Genomic DNA, 22,029 nt, shown 5'->3' on the forward strand with positions numbered 1-22,029 from the left:
TCCAATATTTTCGGAAATTAGTCGGCTTGCTTGCGCAAAAATGCCGGAATATCCAAATAATCGGGCTCTTTATTGGTTTGAGCAGTTGGGTCATTGACCACTTTAGCCGCAGGTTTAACTTCCTGAGGTAGAGGTGACATGCCATGCTGCTGGTAACGATGGTCCATCACAGGCTGAGTCTGCTTGTTGGTAACCAACGTGATTTCAGGACGTTTGTCCATGCCGATACCGGTCGCCACCACAGTGACACGCAATTCATCGTTCATTTCTGGGTCCAACGATGTACCGATAACCACGGTCGCATTGTCGGACGCAAATGCACGAATGGTGTTACCCACAGTTTCGAACTCATCTAAACGCAAATCAAAACCAGCGGTGATGTTGACCAACACGCCACGAGCACCAGATAGGTCGATATCTTCCAGTAACGGGCTGGAGATCGCCATTTCTGCAGCTTCTTCCGCACGATCTTCACCGCAAGCCACACCGGAGCCCATCATGGCATAACCCATTTCGGACATCACTGTGCGCACGTCAGCAAAGTCGACGTTCATCAGACCAGGGCGGGTGATAAGCTCAGCGATACCCTGAACAGCGCCTTTCAGTACGTCGTTAGCCGCACCGAATGCATCCAGTAAAGAGATGCCACGACCCAGAACTTTCAGCAACTTATCGTTCGGGATAGTGATCAGTGAGTCCACATGTTTGGACAACTCAGCAATACCTTGCTCAGCGAACGCCATGCGTTTTTTGCCTTCAAAATTGAAAGGCTTAGTCACCACGGCAACTGTCAAAATACCCAGTTCTTTTGCCACTTCGGCCACAACAGGGGCAGCACCAGTACCAGTACCACCGCCCATACCTGCCGCGATAAAGACCATGTCCGCGCCTTCAAGGGCAGCACGCAGAGCTTCACGGTCCTCTTCGGCTGAATTGCGGCCCACTTCTGGGTTCGCGCCAGCACCGAGACCTTTGGTAATACCGCTACCAATCTGGATGGTTTGGCCAACAGCCGTCTTACGTAGCGCCTGAGCGTCTGTATTAACGGCGAAGAATTCAACACCTTCGATGCGCTCGCGCACCATGTGTTCGACGGCATTACCACCGCCACCACCGACGCCGATGACTTTAATCACCGCGTCATTGGTTAGTTCCATAGGTTCAAACATAGTTTCTCTCCGTTTTGTGCCTGTCGCTTCGAGATCAAAAAATATGTTCAGCTTGATCTCTTTGTTGAAACATTAAAACTCTTTTCTCAGCCAGCTATTGATACGTTTAAACCAATTGCCCACTGAGGCACGTTTTTCTACTTCTGACTCACCACTGAGATGAGACTCTTTACCATAATGCAATAATCCAACAGCAGTGGAGTAATAAGGTTCCTGTGCATAATCCGTCAGCCCGGTGATATTGAGCGGTTGACCGATGCGAACCTGGGCATGGAACACCCGCTGTGCGCATTCAGCCAGACCATCAATTTGTGCCGCGCCGCCAGTCAGCACGATACCGGCTGCCAGATGGTGCTTCACGCCTTGCTGACGCAGTTGCTCCTGCAATTGTAAAATCTCGTCGTTAACTAAATTCAGCAACTCGGTGTAGCGTGGTTCTATAACCTCAGCGAGCGTCTGTCTTTGCAGACTACGAGGAGGGCGTCCGCCAACACTTGGCACTTCTACACTTTCATCCTTGCTGACTATCGACCCGAGCGCACAGCCGTGCCGAACTTTAATCGCTTCCGCATCTGTTGGCGGTGTACCGAAGGCATAAGCTATGTCGCTGGTGACCACGTTCCCGGCGTAAGGGATAACTTTGGTGTGCCGTAATGCGCCACCGGTATAAACCGCCATATCCATGGTGCCACCGCCGATGTCGACCACACAGACACCCAGCTCACGTTCATCTTCCGTCAATACAGCATAACTTGCTGCCAAACCGGCGAAAATAAGTTGGTCCACTTTAAGGCCACAACGTTCCACCGCTTTGACGATATTTTTTGCCATATCGTTATGGCAGGTAATCAGGTGCACTTTGGCCTGCATCCGCACGCCAGAAAGACCAACAGGATTTTTGATGCCCTCCTGATAATCGATGGCATACTCCTGCGGAATAACGTGCAGGATACGATGCTCATCACGCACACGTACCGACTTCGCGGTATGCACTACGTTCTCTACATCTTCCTGAGTTACTTCTTCTTCTGAAATAGGAACCATCCCTATTTCATTCTGACAACTGATATGTTTGCCCGATAACGCCAAATAGACAGATGAAATTTGGCAATCTGCCATTAACTCAGCCTGATCGATAGCGCGCTGAACGCATTTCACTACCGATTCAAGGTCGTTAACCCCACCCTTATCCATGCCACGGGATGGGCAGCTGCCTACCCCAATAATATTGACCATGCCATCGGGCAGAACTTCCCCTACCAATGCGGAGACCTTTGCCGTTCCGATCTCAAGACCTACTACCAGTTTTCTGTCCGTCGACTTGATCATTGTTGTTTTGCCTGTGCCTGATTCTGTTGCGGATTACTGTTCTGCTGGCCATTTATGGGTGGCTCACCACCCTGACTGCCGATGAATACCGGAGCCCAACCTATTGCCGCCCCTGTCTCATAGCGCAAATCTACATAACTGACGCGTTTATCTGGCTGCTGTTGCAACAACGGGTATAACTCGATGAAACGTTGTAAACGCCCCATCCGGTCATCCCGACCCAGCTCCAGCCGAACATCATTATCTAAGGCCAACTGCCAAGAATGCCGGGCGCTCATTGCCGCCATTTTTAGCTGATACTTGCTGGCCGCTAACACCTTGCTCATTGCCCGATAGCCTTCCAGAACATCCTGTTCACTGCCTTCCGGGCCATACAGTAGTGGCAATTGCTGTTTACCAATGCGCTCAGAGGGCACACTGAATGACCGCCCCTGCTCATCAACCATATGCAAATCATTCCAGCGGGCAAAGGGCACATACTCCACCAGATGGATTTTCAGCTCATCCGGCCACTGTTTACGCACACTGGCCTGCTGAATCCAAGGTAACCGCTCAATCTGTTGCTGGATGATGTTCACATCCTGCGTCATAAAGGTACCCGGTGCGCCCAATGCCAGAATCGCCTGGCGAATATCATCATTGGTGGTGTAATGGCGCTCACCGGTCACCACCAGTTTCGACAGCGGCAGTCGGCTGGCATCCTTCATCCAACCCACTACTACCCAACCGCCCCAGAGTATGGTCCCAAGCACCATCAGCAGGAAAACCATACCCGCCAATTGGCCTCCGTTACTGCGCCGGGCTGCGGTGTTTTCCGCCGCACGTTCACGCGCATTGAGGGCAGCTTGCGACATCTCAGTCAGCCAACGTCAGAATTCGGGCCACTAACTGGGAGAAACTCAACCCATGTTGGCGGGCCGCCATCGGCACTAAACTGTGGCTGGTCATACCCGGTGAAGTATTCACTTCAAGCAGGTAGAAATTGCCGTCGCTATCTTGCATGACATCAACACGCCCCCAACCGCTGCAACCCAGCGCCTGATAAGCCCGCAATGCCAATGCGGCTAATTGCTGCTCCAACTCAGTGCTCAGGCCACTTGGGCAGAAGTACTGTGTCTCATCTGACAAATATTTGGCTTCATAGTCATAAAACACGCCCGGTACTTGAATACGGATCGACGGTAAAACGTCATCACCAAGGATCCCAACGGTAAATTCCGGGCCGCTCAACCATTTCTCAATCAGCACATCAGTGTCATGGCGGAACGCCTCAACCAGCGCGCCCTGTAGCTCATTGGCGTGATCCACCTTGCTCATGCCGACACTGGAGCCCTCATGGCTGGGCTTCACGATTAATGGCAGGCCAAGCTTAGCGACACGTGCCGCCAACTCCTCTGACGAAAGTGTTTCAAACTGTTGACGATTCAGCGCTACATAAGGCGAAATCGGTAAATCCAGAGCCTGCCACACTAATTTAGTGCGCAATTTATCCATGGTTAGAGCGGAGGCCATCACGCCGCTGCCGGTATAAGGCAGGCCAAGAAACTCCAAAACCCCTTGCAAGGTGCCATCTTCGCCACCACGGCCATGTAAGGCGATAAACACCTTATCAAAGCCCTGCGCTTTAAGCTGAGTTACCGGGAACTCTTTAGTATCAATGCCATGGGCGTCGATACCGGCTTCTCGCAGGCCCGCTAAAACGGCCTGACCGGATAGCAATGACACTTCACGTTCGGCAGAGGTCCCCCCCAGCAGTACCGCAACTTTCTCAGCCATGATGTTCCTCGTTTTTTATCTGTGGCTGCAATTTAAGCTCAGCCAATTTACGGGCAATTTTACCAATGTTACCTGCGCCCTGAACCAGAATCAGATCATCGCTATTCAGCACTTGCGCCAACACTTCTGGTACGGTTTCACTGTCTGAAACCAAAATCGGGTCTAACTTGCCACGGTTACGGATGGTGCGGCATAACGAGCGGCTATCAGCGCCAGGGATCGGCGTTTCACCCGCGGCATACACATCCAACATCAGCAAAACATCAACTTGCGATAGCACATTAGCGAAATCGTCATACAGGTCGCGGGTGCGGGTATAACGATGCGGCTGGAAAACCATCACAATGCGTTTATCCGGCCAACCAGCTCGTGCCGCTTTAACTGTGGCATCCACTTCCGTTGGGTGGTGGCCGTAATCATCCACCAGCATCACGCTGCCCTCTTTGCCGTTGACCGGTGCCAGTGGGAAGTTGCCAAGGAAATCAAAACGACGCCCCGTCCCCTGGAATCCTGCCAATGCGCGCAAGATGTCATCGTCTTCAATGCCCTCTTCCGTCGCCACCGCAACCGCCGCTGCGGCATTCAGCGCATTGTGACGCCCCGGTGCATTCAAGGTCACCGTCATCAATGGCTTATCCAAGCGCTTGAGTGTGAAGTGCCCCTGTGGGCCTTCCTGACGATAACTGGCGATCTGCACATCGGCATCATCACTGAAGCCATAAGTGGTGATATGGCGGCCAACACGTGGCAACAACTCGCGCACCACGGGATCATCGATACACATCACGGCACGGCCATAGAATGGCAAATTGTGCAAAAAGTTAATAAATGTCTGTTTTAAGTTCTCGAAGTCGCCCTGGTAGGTATCCATGTGGTCAGCTTCGATATTGGTGACAATCGCCACCATCGGTTGCAAATGCAGGAAGGATGCATCGCTTTCATCCGCTTCTGCTATCAGATAACGACTAGAGCCTAAACGCGCGTGCGTACCCGCCGCTTTAACCAGTCCACCATTCACAAACGTTGGATCTAAACCCGCTTCGGCATAAATGCTGGAAACCATGGCTGTGGTGGTGGTTTTACCGTGGGTGCCAGCAACGGCAATCCCATGGCGATAACGCATCAGTTCAGCCAACATTTCTGCGCGGCGGATCACCGGAATACGCGCCTCGCGAGCCGCGACAATCTCGGGGTTATCCGCAGAAATTGCCGTTGAAACCACCACCACACTGGCATCCCGCACATTCTCTGGGCGGTGATGAAAATAGATCTGCGCGCCCAATGAAGCCAAATGCTGAGTTACCGGGTTGGGTGCCAAATCTGAACCGCTAATCTGATAACCTTCGTTTGCCAACACTTCAGCGATACCACCCATACCGGCACCACCGATGCCAATAAAGTGAATGTGCCGGACGCGACGCATCTCGGGCACGATAGTACGTAGTTTCGCCAGTTGCTGTGTATTCACGTTTCTCTTCACTTTTTTGTTTGTTACACATCCATGACCAGCATTCGCTGCCAGCCATTCATTATCTCAATCTATTTCACTTACTGGCAGCGACCACTTCAGCCGCCACGCGCTCTGTCGCGTCAGGGATAGCCACGGCTCTTGCCCGCTCAGCCATCGTCAATAAAGTCGTGCGATCCCACTCAGCGAGTAGGCCGCTAACCGCTTGCGCAGTAAATTGCGGCTGCTCGATAATTTTGGCCGCCCCTGCTTTTTCCAGCGGCAAGGCATTCCAGTACTGCTGCCGATCTTTATGCTGAAATGGCACAAAAATCGCCGGTAACCCTGCGGCAGCCACTTCGCTGACGGTCAGTGCACCTGAGCGGCAAACCACCACATCAGCCCAGGCATAGGCGGCAGCCATGTCATCGATAAACTCGACAACTTGATGCTTATCGCCCTGCCCTGCTTGCTGGTAAGCCTGCAGTACGTCGGGCAGTGCGCCTTTACCCACCTGATGCCAAACAGTGACCTGTTCACCCAGTGTCGCGGCAACCTGCGGCATGGTTTGATTCAGTACCCGTGCGCCCTGACTGCCACCGATAACCAATACGCGAATCGGCCCCTCGCGGCCCGCCAAGCGCTCTGCTGGCAATGGTAATGCCAACACATCGGTGCGAACCGGATTACCTACCACATCTGCATCGGGGAATGCGCCCGGAAATGCCTGCAAAACTCGCTTCGCAATTCGCGCCAGCCAGCGGTTGGTCAACCCCGCAATGCCGTTTTGCTCATGTAGTACCACCGGGATACCACACAGCCAGGCGGCCAAACCACCGGGGCCGGAAACATACCCCCCCATACCCAGCACCACATCAGGCTGATAATCACGCATGATTTTCTTCGCCTGACGCACCGCACGATAAATTCGCACCGGTGCCGTCAATTGAGCCATCAGCCCCTTGCCGCGCAAACCAGAAATCTGGATAAAATCGATCTCAATTCCATGTTGGGGTACCAATGACGCTTCCATTCGGTCTGCGGTGCCTAACCAACGCACCTGCCAGCCTTGCGCCATCAGATGATGTGCCACGGCCAAACCGGGGAAGACATGCCCCCCAGTACCACCGGCCATCACCATTAAACGCTTGGTCTTGCCACTCATCGGGCACTCCTTACAAACGCCTGGGCTTTTGCCAAACGTGTTTCAAAATCAATACGTAACAACAGCACTATCGCGGTTGACATAATAATCAGGCTCGAACCACCGTAACTGATCAGTGGCAATGTCAAACCTTTGGTCGGCAACATCCCAGCCGCAGCCCCAACGTTAACCAGTGCCTGAAAACTAAACCAGACGCCAATCGAACAGGCCAAAAAGCCAGAAAATCGCTGATCTATCTCTAATGCGCGACGCCCAATGGACATAGCACGAAAAGCGACGAAGAATACCATTAACAATGCAAGAACCACACCGAAATACCCGAGTTCTTCACCTAAAATCGAGAAAATGAAGTCGGTATGCGCTTCCGGTAAATACTCCAGTTTCTGCACTGAATTCCCCAGGCCCTGCCCCCAGAACTCACCGCGCCCAAAAGCCATCAGCGACTGGGTTAACTGATACCCGCTGCCGAACGGATCAGCCCACGGATTCCAGAACGAGGTAACACGGCGCATACGGTAGGGTTCGGCAACAATCAGCAGACAAACCGCAAAGACACCGGAACCGATAATTGCCAGAAACTGCCACATTTTGGCTCCAGCCAAAAATAGCATCGCCAGTGTGGTAACAAACAGCACCACCACGGTGCCTAAATCGGGCTGCGCCAGCAGTAACACCGCCAGAATGACCATCACACCCATCGGTTTACAGAAGCCCCAAAAGTTGCTGCGGACCTCCTCAACCTTACGTACCAAATAGCTCGCCAGATAACAAAAGAGCGACAGCTTGGATAACTCTGCCGGCTGAATACGTAGCGGCCCCAAAGCAATCCAGCGTGATGCCCCGTTGACCGAGCTACCCACAACCAACACCACCAGCAGCATTACCAGCGAAATCAATAACATAACATTGCTGTAGCGCTGCCAGACCGCCATCGGGATGCGCAACGTCACCAGTGACAGACCGAACGCTAGCGCCAAATAGAGCGCGTCACGTTTAGCGAACAGGAATGGGTCACTGGCCAGACGCTGACCAATCGGCATTGAAGCCGATGTCACCATCACAAAACCGATAATCGCCAAACCGAATGTCAGCCACAGCAAGGTTCTGTCGTAAAGCACCATACTGGTGGTGTCGCTCTCCCGCGATCCCATCACAAAATGCTTTAGGGTATTAAACAGCCCTAGCCCCGGCATGCGCATCAGCCCAACTCCTCTGCCAAACGAGCAAACTCATCACCACGTTGCTCGAAGCTGCGGAATTGGTCCAGACTGGCGCAAGCGGGTGACAACAACACCATGTCACCCGGTGCCAGGCTCTTCGACAGCAGTACCATTGCCTGCTCCATTGTCTCGGTCAGTTGCGAGACCTCAGGGCGCAGTTCAGCCAGTTCTTCACCATCACGGCCAAAGCAGTAAATTTTGATGTGGTCGCCCTGCAAAAAGCGCGTCAAGCCAGAGAAATCAGCGGATTTACCATCGCCGCCCAGCAATAAATGCAAGGTGCCATCCACCTGTAAGCCATCTAACGCCGCTTCAGTGCTGCCCACATTGGTGGCTTTCGAATCATTAATCCAGCGCACGCCATTGTGCTCAAACACCAGTTGGAAGCGGTGCGGCAGACCGGTAAATGTCGTCAATGCTGTCAAGCTAGATGAGCGCGGGATACCCACAGCATCAGCCAGCGCCAACGCCGCCAGCGCATTGGTGTAGTTATGACGCCCGGTGAGTTTCATCTCACGGGTATTCAACACTTTCTCACCCCGTACTCGCAGCCAAATTTCGCCCTGCTGCTTGTTGAGGTGGTAATCACCTACATCGACCCCAAAGCTGATACAGCGGCTATCAGCACCACGCACGGGCATCGTCAGCGCGTCATCGGCATTCACGACACAAACTTTAGCGTTTTCATACACCCGCAGTTTAGCTGCGCGATACTGCTGCAAACCGAACGGATAACGATCAGTGTGATCCTCCGTCACGTTCAGTATGGTGGCCGCACTGGCCCGCAAGCTCGAGGTGGTTTCCAACTGGAAGCTGGACAGCTCTAGCACCACCAATTGGTTCTCTTGTTTCAACAGCGTGAGGGCCGGAACGCCGATGTTGCCACCGACGCCAACCTGCCAACCCGCCGCTTTTGCCATCTCGCCTACCAACGTGGTCACAGTGCTTTTGCCATTAGAGCCAGTAATCGCTACCACCGGTGCTTGATTCTCACGGCAGAACAGTTCGATATCACCGACAATTTCAACGCCCGCATCAGCGGCATCACTTAACGCCGGATGCGCCAGTGCAATACCGGGGCTGGCGACAATCAAATCCGCCTCTAGCAGCCACTGCGCATTCAAATCACCCACATGGCGCTCGATATTTTCGGGTAATTTATCCAGCCCAGTAGGGTTGATTCGGGTATCCATCACACGCGGCGTCACACCGCGCGCCATAAAGAAATCAACGCAGGAGAGGCCGGTTAGCCCCAGCCCGATAATGACCACTTTTTTACCCTGATAATCAACCATAATTACCGTACCTTCAGCGTCGCCAGGCCAATCAGCACCAGCATCAGCGAAATAATCCAGAAGCGCACGATCACCCGTGGTTCCGGCCAGCCTTTAAGTTCGTAATGGTGATGAATCGGCGCCATGCGGAAAATGCGCTGTCCACGTAACTTAAAGGACCCTACCTGCAAGATGACCGACAGTGTTTCAACCACAAACACGCCGCCCATAATCACTAATAAGAACTCTTGGCGCAGTAATACGGCGATAGTGCCGAGTGCGCCGCCCAGTGCCAACGAGCCGACGTCCCCCATAAAGACCTGAGCCGGATAGGTGTTAAACCAGAGGAAACCCAGCCCTGCGCCGACAATGGCGGTACAAACAATCACTAGTTCACCCGCGTGGCGCAGATAAGGAATATGCAGGTAGGCCGCAAAATTCACGTTACCGGTCGCCCAGGCAACCAGTGCAAAGCCGCCCGCCACGAAAACGGTCGGCATAATTGCCAGGCCATCCAGTCCATCAGTCAGGTTGACCGCGTTGCTGGTGCCGACAATCACGAAGTACGCCAGCAAGATATAGAGCAGGCCCAGCTGCGGCATGATGTCTTTGAAGAAGGGCACCACCAACTCGGTAGCTGGGGTATCTTTGCCGATGCTATACATCGCAAATGCCGCTGCCAGTGCAATTATCGACTGCCAGAAGTACTTCCAGCGGGCAATCAAGCCCTTGGTGTCTTTACGTACCACTTTACGATAATCGTCAATGAAACCGACGATGCCATAACCCACCAAAATGAATAGCACACACCAGACATAGGGGTTGGATGGGTAAGCCCACATCAGAACCGAAATAGTAATGGAGAACAGAATCATCAGGCCGCCCATGGTCGGCGTGCCGCGTTTACTGAAATGTGACTCTGGCCCATCGTTACGCACCACCTGACCAATCTGCAACTTCTGCAAATAAGCAATCAGGTGCGGCCCCATCCACAATGAGATCACTAATGCAGTCAACAGACTGACGATGGCTCGGAACGTCAAATAGGAAAAGACGTTAAAACCCGAGTAAAATTTCACTAAATATTCAGCCAACCAAACTAACATGATGCCTTCTCCTGTAACGCACGCACGACATTTTCCATGGCGGCGCTACGTGAACCTTTAATTAAAACTGTGATAACCGGATGTTCGCTCAGCAGTTCGCTAACGCGGGCTGCCAATGCGCTCTTATCCTGAAAATGTTCGCCGTTACCGCTAGCGTCGCTGAGTGTCTGACTTAACGTGCCAACACTCAGCACTTTATCGATACCCGCCTGTTTCGCGGCTTCACCGACCTGACGATGGCAATCAATCGCGGTATCGCCCAACTCACCCATATCGCCAACCACCATGACACGGTAGCCCGGCATTTCAGCCAGCACCTGCGCCGCTGCGGTCATGGAACCCACATTGGCGTTGTAAGTGTCATCCAGCAGCAACTTGCCAGCGGCGAGTTGAATGGGGAATAGCCGCCCCGGTACGGCCTGTAACTGCATCAGCCCCTGACGAACCGCCGCTAAATCAGCGCCAACCGACATAGCTAGTGCCGCAGCGGCTAGCCCATTGGCGATGTTATGTCGCCCCGGCAGTGGCAGCTCAATGGCGACAGTGCCAAATGGCGAGTGCAGAGTGAAATGCGTCGCCTGCGGGGTGATTTGCACGTCAGTGGCATAAAAATCGATATCTTCTGCTGCCTGAGGAGCAAAACGCCAGACCCGCTTGTTATGCAGAGTTTCCTGCCAGTGAGGCCAGTCGTTGCTGTCAGCATTAATAATTGCGGTGCCGTTAGCTGGCAATCCAGCAAAAATCTCGCCTTTGGCTTGCGCCACGCCGGCCAGAGAGCCAAAACCTTCCAGATGCGCGGCGGCTAAATTGTTAACCAAGGCGCTTTCCGGGCGGCTTAAATCCGTGGTGTAGGCAATTTCACCCACATGGTTAGCACCCAATTCAATAACCGCAAAATCATATTCTGGCGTCAAACGCAGCAGAGTCAGCGGCACTCCGATATCATTATTAAAGTTGCCGGCGGTATACAGCACCTTGCCGCATTGGCGCAAAATCGCAGCCGTCATCTCTTTGACTGAGGTTTTACCTGATGAGCCGGTTAAGGCCACCACGCGAGCAGGCACCTGCTGGCGAACCCAGGCCGCAAACTGCCCCAGCGCCAGACGAGTGTCTTTAACCACTAATTGTGGTGCCCCCACCAGTAAGCGTTTACTTACCAGCAAAGCGCCAGCACCAGCGGTAACAGCATCTTCTGCGAAATCATGCCCATCAAAACGCTCGCCTTTCAGCGCCACAAACAGACAGCCAGCCGTGACCTTACGGGTATCAATGGTCACTTCGGTGATCTCGAGGTTATTGCCACCTTTATCAGTGGCAATAAGCTCGGCGTTAAGCAGCTCGGACAAGAAATGCAGCGAGACTTTAATCATGCCACCACCCCCAACAGACGCGCGACAGTGACGCGGTCGGAGTAATCCAGTCGGCGATTGCCAACCAATTGATAATCTTCGTGCCCTTTGCCCGCGATCAGAACAACGTCGTCCTCTTTGGCTTGCATAATGGCACTGGTTACCGCTTCAGCACGACCATGGATCGCCAGCGCATGTCCGGCATCCAGTAAGCCGCTGAGGATATCGGCTACAATTGCCTGCGGCTCTTCGCTACGTGGGTTATCGTCCGTAACGACGACACGGTCAGCTAGCTGTTCCGCGATGCCGCCCATAAGTGGGCGCTTACCTTTGTCACGATCACCACCGCAACCAAACACACACCACAACTGCCCTTTACAATGTAAACGGGCTGCTGCCAGCGCTTTTTCCAGCGCATCCGGCGTATGGGCATAATCCACCACGACCGTAGGTTTACCCGGCGCGTTAAATACTTCCATCCGCCCGCAAACAGGTTGCAGATGAGGGGCAGCGGCTAAAAGCTGTGCTAATGGGTAGCCCAACGAGAGCAGCGTTGACAGTGCTACCAGCAAGTTACTGACGTTAAATGCCCCCATCAGGCGGCTCTCTATCTGGCCTTCACCCCAACTGGAGTCAAAGGTGATATTCGCGCCATTATCGTGATACTCCACCTGACTGGCGGATAACCACGGGCCTTTCCAGCCCGCAGGGAGATGACCTTCCATGCTGACGGCGACAGCTTGTGGCAACTGGCTTAGCCAGCGGCGGCCGACTTCGTCATCAGCATTGATAATTTTGTGTTCGGATTGATGGGTGGAGAACAGCAACCATTTTGCCGCCTCGTAACTCGCCATATTGCCGTGGTAATCCAGGTGATCGCGGCTCAAGTTAGTGAACACTGCGGCGGCAAACGGCAATGCGGCGACGCGATTTTGAATCAAACCGTGGGAAGAGACCTCCATCGCCGCAAAAGTGGCCCCTTGATCGACCAGATTGCGCAGTAAATGTTGGATATCAACCGCTGAGCCAGTGGTGTTTTCCGTCGGAATCACCTGCCCTAATAAACCATTGCCGACGGTCCCCATCACCGCACTGGTTTCGCCCAGCGCCTGGCTCCATTGCGCCAATAATTGGCTAGTGGTGGTTTTGCCGTTAGTCCCGGTCACGCCGACCAAACGGAGTGCCGCGCCCGGTTGATGGTAAAACTGCCCCGCCAGCGTGGATAAGTGCTGATTCAAATTACGCAAATAAATAACAGGAACGCCATGTATCTCTGCAACACTGGCATCCGGTGCCACACCATCGGCTTCGGCCACAATTGCCGCCACACCTTGTGCGATGGCTTGTGGGATATAGCGACGCCCGTCCGTCTGGTGGCCAACAATGGCAACAAACAGATCCCCGGCAGCGGCAACACGGCTGTCTAATGTCATTTCCCGTAGCGCACGCTCCGGGAGGTCTAGCCCCCAAGGAGCGAGTAAATCGCGCAAGTTACGATCTGCCACCTGAACCCTCTTTTGTATTAATCACTAATTCGCTTTTATCACCAGTGGGTAACGCATCGGGTTCAATGTTCATGGTGCGCAATACGCCCCCCATGATGGCACCAAACACCGGTGCAGAAACCGCACCACCGTAATATTTCCCTGCCTGCGGGTCATTGATGACCACAACCAGAGCAAATCGAGGGTTACTCGCGGGCGCAACGCCTGCGGTGTAAGCGAGGTATCGGTCCATATATTTGCCATCCGGGCCAACTTTCTTGGCGGTACCGGTTTTAATGGCAATACGGTAGCCTTTGATGGCCGCTTTGGTGCCCCCGCCGCCGGGCAGTGCCACACTCTCCATCATATGAACCACGGTGCGTACCAGCGGTTCAGGGAAAATGCGCTCACCAGCTACTGGCGGGTCAACTTTGGTGATCGACAGCGGGCGATAGATCCCCATGCTGCCGATGGTTGCATAGACTCGCGCTAGTTGTAACGGTGTTACCATTAGCCCGTAGCCGAAAGAGAAGGTGGCCCTCTCTATGTCAGACCACCGTTGTTTTTTAGGATATAAGCCACTGCTCTCTCCGACCAACCCCAAATTGGTCGCTTTCCCAAACCCAAACCGTGAGTAAGTATCTACTAACGCTGAGGATGGCATCGCTAACGCCAGTTTAGAAACACCGACGTTACTCGACTTCTGCAAGATCCCGGTCACGGATAGCTCTGCGTAACGGGCCACGTCTTTAATCTGGTGACCGTTAACAAAGTACGGCAAGGTGTTCAGCACGCTGTTCTCTTTCACTACGCCGTGCTGCAATGCCGTCATGACTACCATTGGCTTAACTGTCGAGCCGGGTTCAAAAATATCGGTTATTGCCCGGTTACGCATGGCATCTTTTGGCGTACCGGTCAGGTTATTCGGGTTGTAGGACGGGCTGTTCGCCATCGCCAGCACTTCGCCGGTATTCACATCCACCAACACCGCCGTACCTGATTCTGCTTTGTTGAATGCCACCGCATTGTTCAGTTCACGATACACCAGCGCCTGCAAGCGCTCATCAACACTCAACACCAGATTATGTGCCGCCTGACTATCAACAGAGGAGATATCCTCAATGACGCGCCCATAGCGGTCTTTGCGCACCGTACGCTCGCCGGGCTGCCCAGTGAGCCAGCGGTCAAAACTTTTCTCTACGCCTTCAATGCCTTGGCTATCAATATTGGTTACGCCAATAATGTGTGCCATCACCTGGCCTGCTGGATAGTAGCGGCGGGACTCTTGGCGCAAATAGATGCCGGGTAATTTCAGCTTGTGGATATAGTCGCCAATGGCGGGGTTAACCTGACGGGCCAAATAGACAAAGCGCCCTTTTGGATTGGCATTTATTCGCGTTGCCAATTGATCTAGCGGGATTTCCAGTGCATCAGACAGCGCTTTCCAGCGCGTATCCAGCGTAATGCCGCCGCGCTCGGTAAGCTCTTTCGGGTCGGCCCAAACTGCATTAACCGGTACGCTAACTGCCAATGGACGGCCTGAACGGTCGCTGATCATGCCACGAGCTGTTGGCACTGCTTGTACCCGCAGCGAGCGCATATCGCCCTCGCGCACCAGTTTGTCAGGGTTGATCACTTGCAGATAGGCAGTGCGCAGCAGCAATCCGATCAATGCCAATAAAATACAGCCGCACAGCAACGCAAAACGCCAGCTAATAAAGCTGGCTTGTTCTTCTTGGCGCTTTAACTTCCCGGGGCGCGCTGCTTTCATGCGTTACCTTGGCAACGTAGAGTCATGGTGGCGACTAATTCCTTTATTATTAGAAAAACCTATTGCTGAACCACAATATTTTCTTGTGATGGATCAACATGTTGCATCTTCAGCTTGTCAGTTGCGATACTTTCAACACGGCTGTGGTCACCCAATGCGTTCTCTTCCAGAATCAGGTTGCGCCACTCGATATCCAGCGCATCCCGCTCCAGCACCAACTGCTCACGCTCAGCGGTTAACAAGCGCGTGCGGTGGGCGGTGGTCACAACAAAAATGGCAGACACCAACACCGCGACCAGTAAAATCAACGGGATTTTCGCATTGCGGAGTAAGTCCCCGCCGATGACCCCAACTAAACCGTGGCGTTCGTTGCCTATCACTCTTTAATCCTCTCAGCAAAGCGTAATACTGAGCTACGTGCTCGTGGGTTTTCAGCCACTTCAGCATCCGCTGGCATCATCTTGCCAATGGATTTCATCGTGCGCCCACCCATGCTGCGTAACTGCGCTTCCGTCAATGGCAATCCCGCCGGAACCTGTGGCCCACGGCTGCGTTGACGGATAAAGTTCTTCACAATGCGGTCTTCAAGGGAGTGGAAGCTAATCACTGACAAACGGCCTTCGTCTGCCAGCACTTCATGAGCGCCATCCAGTGCGCGCTCAATTTCTTCTAACTCACTGTTGATATAGATGCGGATAGCCTGGAAACTGCGGGTCGCCGGGTGTTTATGCTTCTCGCGGAATGGGCTGGCGTTAGCAATCAAATCAGCCAGCTCTTTGGTGCGTGTCATCGGCTGCGTAAGATTACGCTCAACAATGGCCTTGGCCAGACGCTTGGCGAAGCGCTCTTCACCAAAGGTTTTTAGCACCCAAGCGATATCATCGGCGCTGGCTTTCATCAACCATTCGGCGGCAGATAACCCACGGGTAGGATCCATCCGCATATCCAGCGGCCCGTCACGCATGAACGAGAAACCGCGTTCAGGATCATCCAATTGCGGGGATGACACACCGAGATCCAGCAAAATACCGTCAATGCGGCCAACTAAATCCAATTCCCGCACATAATGCGCCAATTCAGAAAAAGGACCGTGTACGATAGAGAAACGCGGATCAGTAATAGATTTTGCTGCTTCAATTGCTTGTGGATCACGATCGATCGCTATCAAGCGCCCTTCTGGCCCAAGTTGGGACAAAATCAGACGCGAATGACCACCACGGCCAAAAGTTCCGTCAATATAGATGCCGTTATCGCGGATGTTCAGGCCATTTACGGCTTCATCCAGCAATACGCTGGTGTGCTTGTAGTTGTTATCTACAATTTTTTTGTTATCTACCATGCTTATAGCGATAAGTCCTGTAGCCGCTCAGACAGTGGTTCCTGAGTCGACTGTTCTGCGTCGATGTCATCCTTGACTTGTTGATACCAGGTCTGTTCATCCCACAGCTCAAACTTGTTGAACTGCCCAACCAGCATCACTTCTTTATTCAGCCCGGCGTGCTGACGCAATGTTCCTGCAATCAGTAAACGCCCAGCACCGTCCATCTGACATTCACTGGCATGTCCTAACAGCAAACGTTGAACCCGACGCTCAGCCGGGTTCATGCTCGACAGACGAGATAATTTTTGTTCAATGATTTCCCATTCAGGGAGTGGATAAAGCAACAGGCATGGTTGGTGAAGGTCTATGGTACAGACCATCTGGCCCTGCGACTCCTCATTCAGCAAATCCCGATAACGGGTAGGTACGGCGAGCCGCCCTTTGCTGTCGAGGTTAACCATCGTTGCCCCACGAAACATGACTGAGTTACCCCTTCATGACCCAATTCGCCACTTTACCCCACAAATCCCCACATTAAAGAGTTTACGGATGGTATGAAAACCTTGTCAAGCCAGAGCCGAGGCGCTTTGACAATATTTATGGGCCGTTTTTGAGATATATCTCGTAGAAGGGGCTATTTTAGTGCTTGAAATAGAAATTAACGTCATGATTAACGGGCTATTTTTCCGCCAGTAATTCCTGCAACTTAAATAAATAATTAATTGTCGATTAATTGTTTCATTATTTCCTTCTGCAAGGAATGTCTCATTTTCAGTATGAAAAACGTACGGTCTAAAATTCAACTGTCTGAGTAGAAAACCCGCGTCTGCTGGCTTCACTAAGGAAAAACAGCGGAAATCGGTGACAAAATCCACGACAAAACAATAATACCCTTGAAAACAACAAGTGTTATCGGCGCTGCATTTTACTTCAATTAAGCCGCAAGGATTAATCTATTTTGAAATAAATTATTGGTACATATTTTGGGGCAGCGCTGAAATATGAATGTCTTCAGACAGATAAATCTTAAATTAGGGAAATACCGCAAAATAGTTTTTTTCTCATCGATTCTTTTAAATTTGACTTAGATTGCATTCGTTTTCCTCGCCACCAAAGCGAAATCATAACATTTTGTTTTTAAACAAAAAATAGATACCCACCATTTTAAAAACCACCGAAAGCCCTATTCCTCACAGTAGAAAGTATAAAAATCAGGCAAATGTTAAAAATAAAAATTTTAAGCTGGTTATATTACCACCAATAGCACTGTAAACTGCAACAAAAGCATAATAGCAACACAATCAGCTAATATTTAAATGATGAGCAATACATAAATCCTGCTATTAATCTCATTGATTAGCGTTTTAGCAGATTTTTACCCCAAGTAGGGAGTTAATGACAATGTTTTCAACTGGGTCCCGTCTGCGTAGTGCCGCAGCCGATACTTTCGCACTCGTGGTGTATTGTTTTGTCATCGGCATGATAATTGAAATAGTGATCTCGGGGATGACCTTCCAACAGTCGCTCTCTTCCCGTCTGGTCTCAATACCGGTCAATATCCTTATCGCCTGGCCTTATGGTGTGTATCGCGATGCTTTTATCCGCTTCGCATATCGTCATGTGGGGGAGCATGTTTGGGCAAGAAATCTGGCAGACCTACTGGCATACGTCAGTTTCCAGTCACCGGTCTATGCGCTGATTTTGTGGTCGGTAGGGGCTGATTTAGAGCAAATCACCACAGCAGTCACCAGTAATGCCTTGGTTTCTATGGCGATGGGTGTGGCGTATGGCTACTTTTTGGAGTATTGCCGGAGGTTGTTCCGTGTTGCAGGCTACGTCTAATATACCCGTCATCTTTCAAGTTGCAGGTGTGTTGGTTACGCTCGTTACTCGGTCCATCCATGGACCTCGCCTCTGCGAGGCCGCGGGCAAGCGGCGTTCAAATCTGCTCCCGACAAATTTCTCTCTTGCTTGCCGCTTTCCTGCATCTTGAAATCTATTGGGTATAAATGGGATGGATTACGCAAGCACAATCAGGGCGCATTCGGCACCCTGATTCATAATAAAAGGCTATTTACGGCTCAAACTGCCGCGGCGGAACAAGTTACGACGGATGCGCGTTAAACCCGGCTTCGGCTTATGCGGCTCATCTAAGCTGGCTAATACCAATTCCAATACACGTTCGGCCACATCTCGGTGGCGCTGTGCGACCGCCAATACCGGACATTCTAGGAAATCGAGCAGTTCGTTATCACCAAAAGTAGCGATCGCCAGATTGCTGGGTAAGCGCCCACTCTGCTTTAAGGTGACATCCATAACGCCCTGTAGCAGCTGGAATGAGGTGGTAAACAGCGCCTGTGGCATCGGGTGGGTCTTTAGCCACTCGGCAAACAGCACTCCGGCGGCTTCGCGTTCATAGCTGTTGGCGTAGAGGTAATCGACCTTACGGGGATCATCCTTCCACGCTTCACGAAAACCCATCTCTCGCAGAAAGCTGACCGACAGCTCAGGTAACGCGCCGAGATACAGTACCGATTCCGCTGGGAAAGTCCGTAGCTCTTGCGCCAACATCAATGCATCTTCTTGATCCGCACCCACCACACTGATGAAATGTTCGCGGTCCAAGGCTCGATCAAGGGCGATGATCGGCAACGGGTCATTGGCCCAGCGCTGATAGAAAGGGTGCTCTGGCGGCAAAGCCGTTGAAACGATAATGGCGTCAACCTGACGCTGCAACAGATGCTCAATGCAACGCATTTCATTATCGGGCTGATCCTCAGAACAGGCGATCAACAATTGGTAGCCACGCTGGCGAGCCTGACGCTCCAAATAGTTTGCGATACGGGTGTAGCTGGTATTCTCCAGATCCGGGATCACCAGACCAATCGAACGGGTTCTGCCCGCGCGCAATCCTGCCGCAACGGCATTTGGGTGATAGTTATGTTCCCTGACCACAGCCATAACTTTATCTACTGTTTTATCGCTGACCCGGTACTGTTTCGCTTTGCCATTAATGACATAACTGGCGGTTGTGCGCGAAACGCCCGCAAGACGCGCGATTTCATCCAGTTTCACATTGACCCCTTATAAACCCAATAAAGTAATGAAAGGCATGATGTCTGCCAGAGCGGAGTATCTCAGAATTTCTCAATCCGTCGATCTACAGTAGCATTACAGCTAAACCATGAGATATAGACATAATTTAACTACGGATATTTCGCTATATAGATCTAACCGCAGAACTCACTATTGAGCAACCGCTTTAACCGCCATATAACACTACCTTGGTTAAATAATAAGAAAAAAAAAGCCCAGCATCTCTGCTGAGCCTGATAATGAGTATTAATCACTTTGGTTAACGCATTATCTTATCGCCACGGGAGACACCGACAATACCGGAGCGGGCAACTTCAACAATTTCGGCCACTTCCCGCACAGCATTTAAGAATGCATCCAGTTTATCGCTCGTCCCGGCAAGCTGGACGGTATAGAGCGTGGCAGTCACATCAACAATCTGCCCACGGAAAATTTCAGCGCAACGCTTCACTTCTTCACGCCCGTAACCGCTGGCCTGCAACTTCACCAACATGATTTCGCGCTCAACATGTGAGCCGGAAACCAACTCACTGACTCGCAAGACGTCCACCAGCTTATGCAGCTGTTTTTCGATCTGCTCCAGAACCTTGGCATCGCCCACGGTTTGGATGGTCATTCGAGACAGCGTTGGATCGTCGGTCGGCGCAACAGTCAAACTCTCAATGTTATAACCGCGCTGAGAAAACAGGCCCACAACCCGTGATAAAGCACCTGATTCGTTTTCCAGCAGAACTGATAAAATCCGGCGGCGCATAATTATGTCCTCTCCGTTTTGCTAAGCCACATTTCGTCCATGCCACCACCGCGAATCTGCATCGGGTAAACATGTTCCGTTTCATCAACAGTCACATCCACAAACACCAGGCGATTCGTCTCGGATAATTGTGACAAGGCATCGGCCAGCTTACTTTCCAACTCATCCGGCGTGCGGATTGCAATACCGATGTGCCCATAAGCTTCAGCCAATTTGACGAAATCAGGCAGTGAATCCATATAAGACTGTGAATGACGGCCTGAATAGATCATATCCTGCCACTGCTTCACCATGCCGAGATAGCGGTTATTCAGGTTCAGTACCAGCACCGGCAGGTTATATTGCAGTGCAGTAGATAACTCCTGAATATTCATTTGGATACTGCCATCACCGGTGACACACACCACGGTTTCATCCGGTAGCGCCAGTTTAACCCCAAGGGCCGCCGGTAACCCGAAGCCCATGGTGCCTAAGCCACCTGAATTGATCCAATGGCGTGGTTTATCAAATGGATAGTAAAGTGCGGCGAACATCTGATGTTGGCCCACATCTGAGGTGACGTAAGCATCACCTTTAGTCAAACGGTGCAGTGTTTCAATAACGGCTTGTGGCTTGATCTTGCCGCTCTCTTTGTTGTAGCCCAGACAGTTGCGCGCGCGCCACTGTTCAATGGATTGCCACCAGTCACGCAAACTATCAAAATCTTGTGCACTATCAATCTGAGGCAGTAGCTCCAGCATTTGTACCAAAACTTGTTTGGCATCACCGACAATCGGAATATCTGCATTGACAGTTTTCGAGATTGACGTCGGATCGATATCAATGTGTACCACACTGGCATCCGGGCAGTATTTAGCCAGGTTATTGGTGGTGCGGTCATCAAAGCGCACGCCAATGGCAAAAATCAGGTCTGTATTGTGCATGGCCATATTGGCCTCAAACGTCCCGTGCATCCCCAACATGCCAACACTTTGGCGATGCGTGCCAGGGAAGCTACCCAGCCCCATTAGCGAGCTGGTGACCGGAAGATTCAACTTCTCAGCAAACGCCAATAGCTCTTCGTGGCAGGCTGAATTTATCGCCCCACCACCGACATACATAATAGGTCTTTTGGCCGCGAGAATGGTTTGCAGCGCACGCTTAATCTGACCACGATGGCCCTGCACTGTCGGATTATATGAGCGCAAGCTAACTTGTTCTGGGTAGGCGTAAGGCATTTTGACCGCTGGCCCTACAATATCTTTTGGCAGATCAATAACTACTGGACCTGGGCGGCCTGTCGAAGCCAGATAAAATGCCTTTTTCAGTACAGTGGGAATATCTTCCGTGCGTTTAACAAGGAAGCTATGTTTAACCACTGGGCGGGAGATCCCCACCATGTCGCACTCCTGGAAAGCGTCGTAGCCAATCAACGAGCTAGGCACCTGACCAGAAAGCACCACCATTGGCACGGAATCCATATAGGCCGTGGCAATACCGGTAATTGCATTGGTCGCGCCGGGGCCGGAAGTGACCAGCACTACGCCGACTTCGCCGGTTGCCCGCGCATAACCATCGGCCATGTGTACCGCACCTTGTTCGTGGCGCACCAGCACGTGATCGATGCCTCCGACCGTGTGCAGGGCATCGTAGATATCAAGTACGGCCCCGCCGGGATAACCGAACACATGCTTAACGCCCTGATCGATTAACGATCGGACAACCATCTCGGCTCCTGACAACATCTCCATGGGTTTTGCCTCCAGGCTTAGTTTGCTCATCGGATAAC

At 52.0% G+C, this 22,029-nt stretch carries 19 protein-coding genes; 1 reads left to right on the forward strand and 18 read right to left on the reverse strand.

The window, feature by feature from the left end; genetic code table 11:
* Nucleotides 1-17 precede the first annotated feature (17 nt).
* From ftsZ to mraZ, 15 genes are all read right to left on the reverse strand, one after another.
* Nucleotides 18-1,169 (reverse strand): cell division protein FtsZ, encoded by a 1,152-nt coding sequence (gene ftsZ / locus FFE93_RS17635; RefSeq protein WP_004389003.1) that lies wholly within the window; start codon nucleotides 1,167-1,169, stop codon nucleotides 18-20.
* A 72-nt stretch (nucleotides 1,170-1,241) separates the two neighbouring features.
* Nucleotides 1,242-2,498, reverse strand: a complete 1,257-nt coding sequence (gene ftsA / locus FFE93_RS17640) for a cell division protein FtsA (RefSeq protein ID WP_002210431.1) — start codon at nucleotides 2,496-2,498, stop codon at nucleotides 1,242-1,244.
* Nucleotides 2,495-3,352 carry a cell division protein FtsQ gene (gene ftsQ / locus FFE93_RS17645; RefSeq protein WP_005275222.1) on the reverse strand — a complete coding sequence of 286 codons (858 nt, stop codon included), beginning with the start codon at nucleotides 3,350-3,352 and terminating at the stop codon, nucleotides 2,495-2,497. Before ftsQ ends, ftsA begins: the two co-directional genes overlap by 4 nt.
* 1 nt (nucleotide 3,353) lies before the next feature.
* On the reverse strand, nucleotides 3,354-4,274 hold the full coding sequence (locus FFE93_RS17650) for a D-alanine--D-alanine ligase (protein WP_032898077.1): 921 nt from the start codon (nucleotides 4,272-4,274) through the stop codon (nucleotides 3,354-3,356).
* A complete protein-coding gene (gene murC / locus FFE93_RS17655; RefSeq protein ID WP_005275228.1) occupies nucleotides 4,267-5,742 on the reverse strand; it encodes a UDP-N-acetylmuramate--L-alanine ligase in 1,476 nt (491 codons plus the stop codon). Before murC ends, FFE93_RS17650 begins: the two co-directional genes overlap by 8 nt.
* A gap of 76 nt (nucleotides 5,743-5,818) precedes the next feature.
* Nucleotides 5,819-6,886, reverse strand: a complete 1,068-nt coding sequence (murG, locus tag FFE93_RS17660; protein ID WP_138775683.1) for an undecaprenyldiphospho-muramoylpentapeptide beta-N-acetylglucosaminyltransferase — start codon at nucleotides 6,884-6,886, stop codon at nucleotides 5,819-5,821.
* A complete protein-coding gene (gene ftsW / locus FFE93_RS17665; RefSeq protein WP_032898080.1) occupies nucleotides 6,883-8,085 on the reverse strand; it encodes a cell division protein FtsW in 1,203 nt (400 codons plus the stop codon). Before ftsW ends, murG begins: the two co-directional genes overlap by 4 nt.
* Entirely contained in the window at nucleotides 8,085-9,401 is a 1,317-nt protein-coding gene (gene murD, locus FFE93_RS17670) for a UDP-N-acetylmuramoyl-L-alanine--D-glutamate ligase (protein WP_138775685.1), read from the reverse strand. Before murD ends, ftsW begins: the two co-directional genes overlap by 1 nt.
* 2 nt (nucleotides 9,402-9,403) lie before the next feature.
* The gene (mraY, locus tag FFE93_RS17675; protein ID WP_032814707.1) at nucleotides 9,404-10,486 is read right to left on the reverse strand and encodes a phospho-N-acetylmuramoyl-pentapeptide-transferase; all 1,083 of its coding nucleotides are present in this window, start codon (nucleotides 10,484-10,486) and stop codon (nucleotides 9,404-9,406) included.
* Nucleotides 10,480-11,856: a UDP-N-acetylmuramoyl-tripeptide--D-alanyl-D-alanine ligase gene (gene murF, locus FFE93_RS17680; protein WP_138775687.1), complete on the reverse strand. Its 1,377-nt coding sequence runs from the start codon at nucleotides 11,854-11,856 to the stop codon at nucleotides 10,480-10,482. The genes mraY and murF overlap by 7 nt, the downstream gene beginning before the upstream one ends.
* The gene (gene murE / locus FFE93_RS17685; protein ID WP_186367671.1) at nucleotides 11,853-13,340 is read right to left on the reverse strand and encodes a UDP-N-acetylmuramoyl-L-alanyl-D-glutamate--2,6-diaminopimelate ligase; all 1,488 of its coding nucleotides are present in this window, start codon (nucleotides 13,338-13,340) and stop codon (nucleotides 11,853-11,855) included. Before murE ends, murF begins: the two co-directional genes overlap by 4 nt.
* Nucleotides 13,327-15,090, reverse strand: a complete 1,764-nt coding sequence (locus tag FFE93_RS17690; RefSeq protein WP_005275244.1) for a peptidoglycan glycosyltransferase FtsI — start codon at nucleotides 15,088-15,090, stop codon at nucleotides 13,327-13,329. Before FFE93_RS17690 ends, murE begins: the two co-directional genes overlap by 14 nt.
* A gap of 59 nt (nucleotides 15,091-15,149) precedes the next feature.
* Nucleotides 15,150-15,470, reverse strand: coding sequence for a cell division protein FtsL (gene ftsL, locus FFE93_RS17695; RefSeq protein WP_032814710.1), 321 nt, complete (start codon nucleotides 15,468-15,470; stop codon nucleotides 15,150-15,152).
* Nucleotides 15,467-16,429: a 16S rRNA (cytosine(1402)-N(4))-methyltransferase RsmH gene (gene rsmH / locus FFE93_RS17700; protein WP_005275251.1), complete on the reverse strand. Its 963-nt coding sequence runs from the start codon at nucleotides 16,427-16,429 to the stop codon at nucleotides 15,467-15,469. Before rsmH ends, ftsL begins: the two co-directional genes overlap by 4 nt.
* Before the next feature lie 2 nt (nucleotides 16,430-16,431).
* Complete coding sequence (gene mraZ, locus FFE93_RS17705; protein WP_004875568.1) at nucleotides 16,432-16,890, reverse strand: division/cell wall cluster transcriptional repressor MraZ; 459 nt, start codon at nucleotides 16,888-16,890, stop codon at nucleotides 16,432-16,434.
* Between the two features lie 922 nt (nucleotides 16,891-17,812).
* Here mraZ and FFE93_RS17710 point away from each other — a divergent pair.
* Entirely contained in the window at nucleotides 17,813-18,253 is a 441-nt protein-coding gene (locus FFE93_RS17710) for an L-alanine exporter AlaE (RefSeq protein WP_032898084.1), read from the forward strand.
* A 228-nt stretch (nucleotides 18,254-18,481) separates the two neighbouring features.
* Here FFE93_RS17710 and cra read toward each other — a convergent pair whose 3' ends face one another.
* The 3 genes from cra to ilvI form a co-directional block, all read right to left on the reverse strand.
* Nucleotides 18,482-19,486, reverse strand: coding sequence for a catabolite repressor/activator (gene cra, locus FFE93_RS17715; protein ID WP_004875570.1), 1,005 nt, complete (start codon nucleotides 19,484-19,486; stop codon nucleotides 18,482-18,484).
* Between the two features lie 280 nt (nucleotides 19,487-19,766).
* Nucleotides 19,767-20,261, reverse strand: coding sequence for an acetolactate synthase small subunit (gene ilvN, locus FFE93_RS17720; protein WP_004388986.1), 495 nt, complete (start codon nucleotides 20,259-20,261; stop codon nucleotides 19,767-19,769).
* 2 nt (nucleotides 20,262-20,263) lie between these two features.
* The gene (ilvI, locus tag FFE93_RS17725) at nucleotides 20,264-21,991 is read right to left on the reverse strand and encodes an acetolactate synthase 3 large subunit (RefSeq protein ID WP_032898090.1); all 1,728 of its coding nucleotides are present in this window, start codon (nucleotides 21,989-21,991) and stop codon (nucleotides 20,264-20,266) included.
* Nucleotides 21,992-22,029: the final 38 nt, after the last annotated feature.

The organism is Yersinia sp. KBS0713, from assembly GCF_005937895.2.
GTDB lineage: Bacteria > Pseudomonadota > Gammaproteobacteria > Enterobacterales > Enterobacteriaceae > Yersinia > Yersinia bercovieri.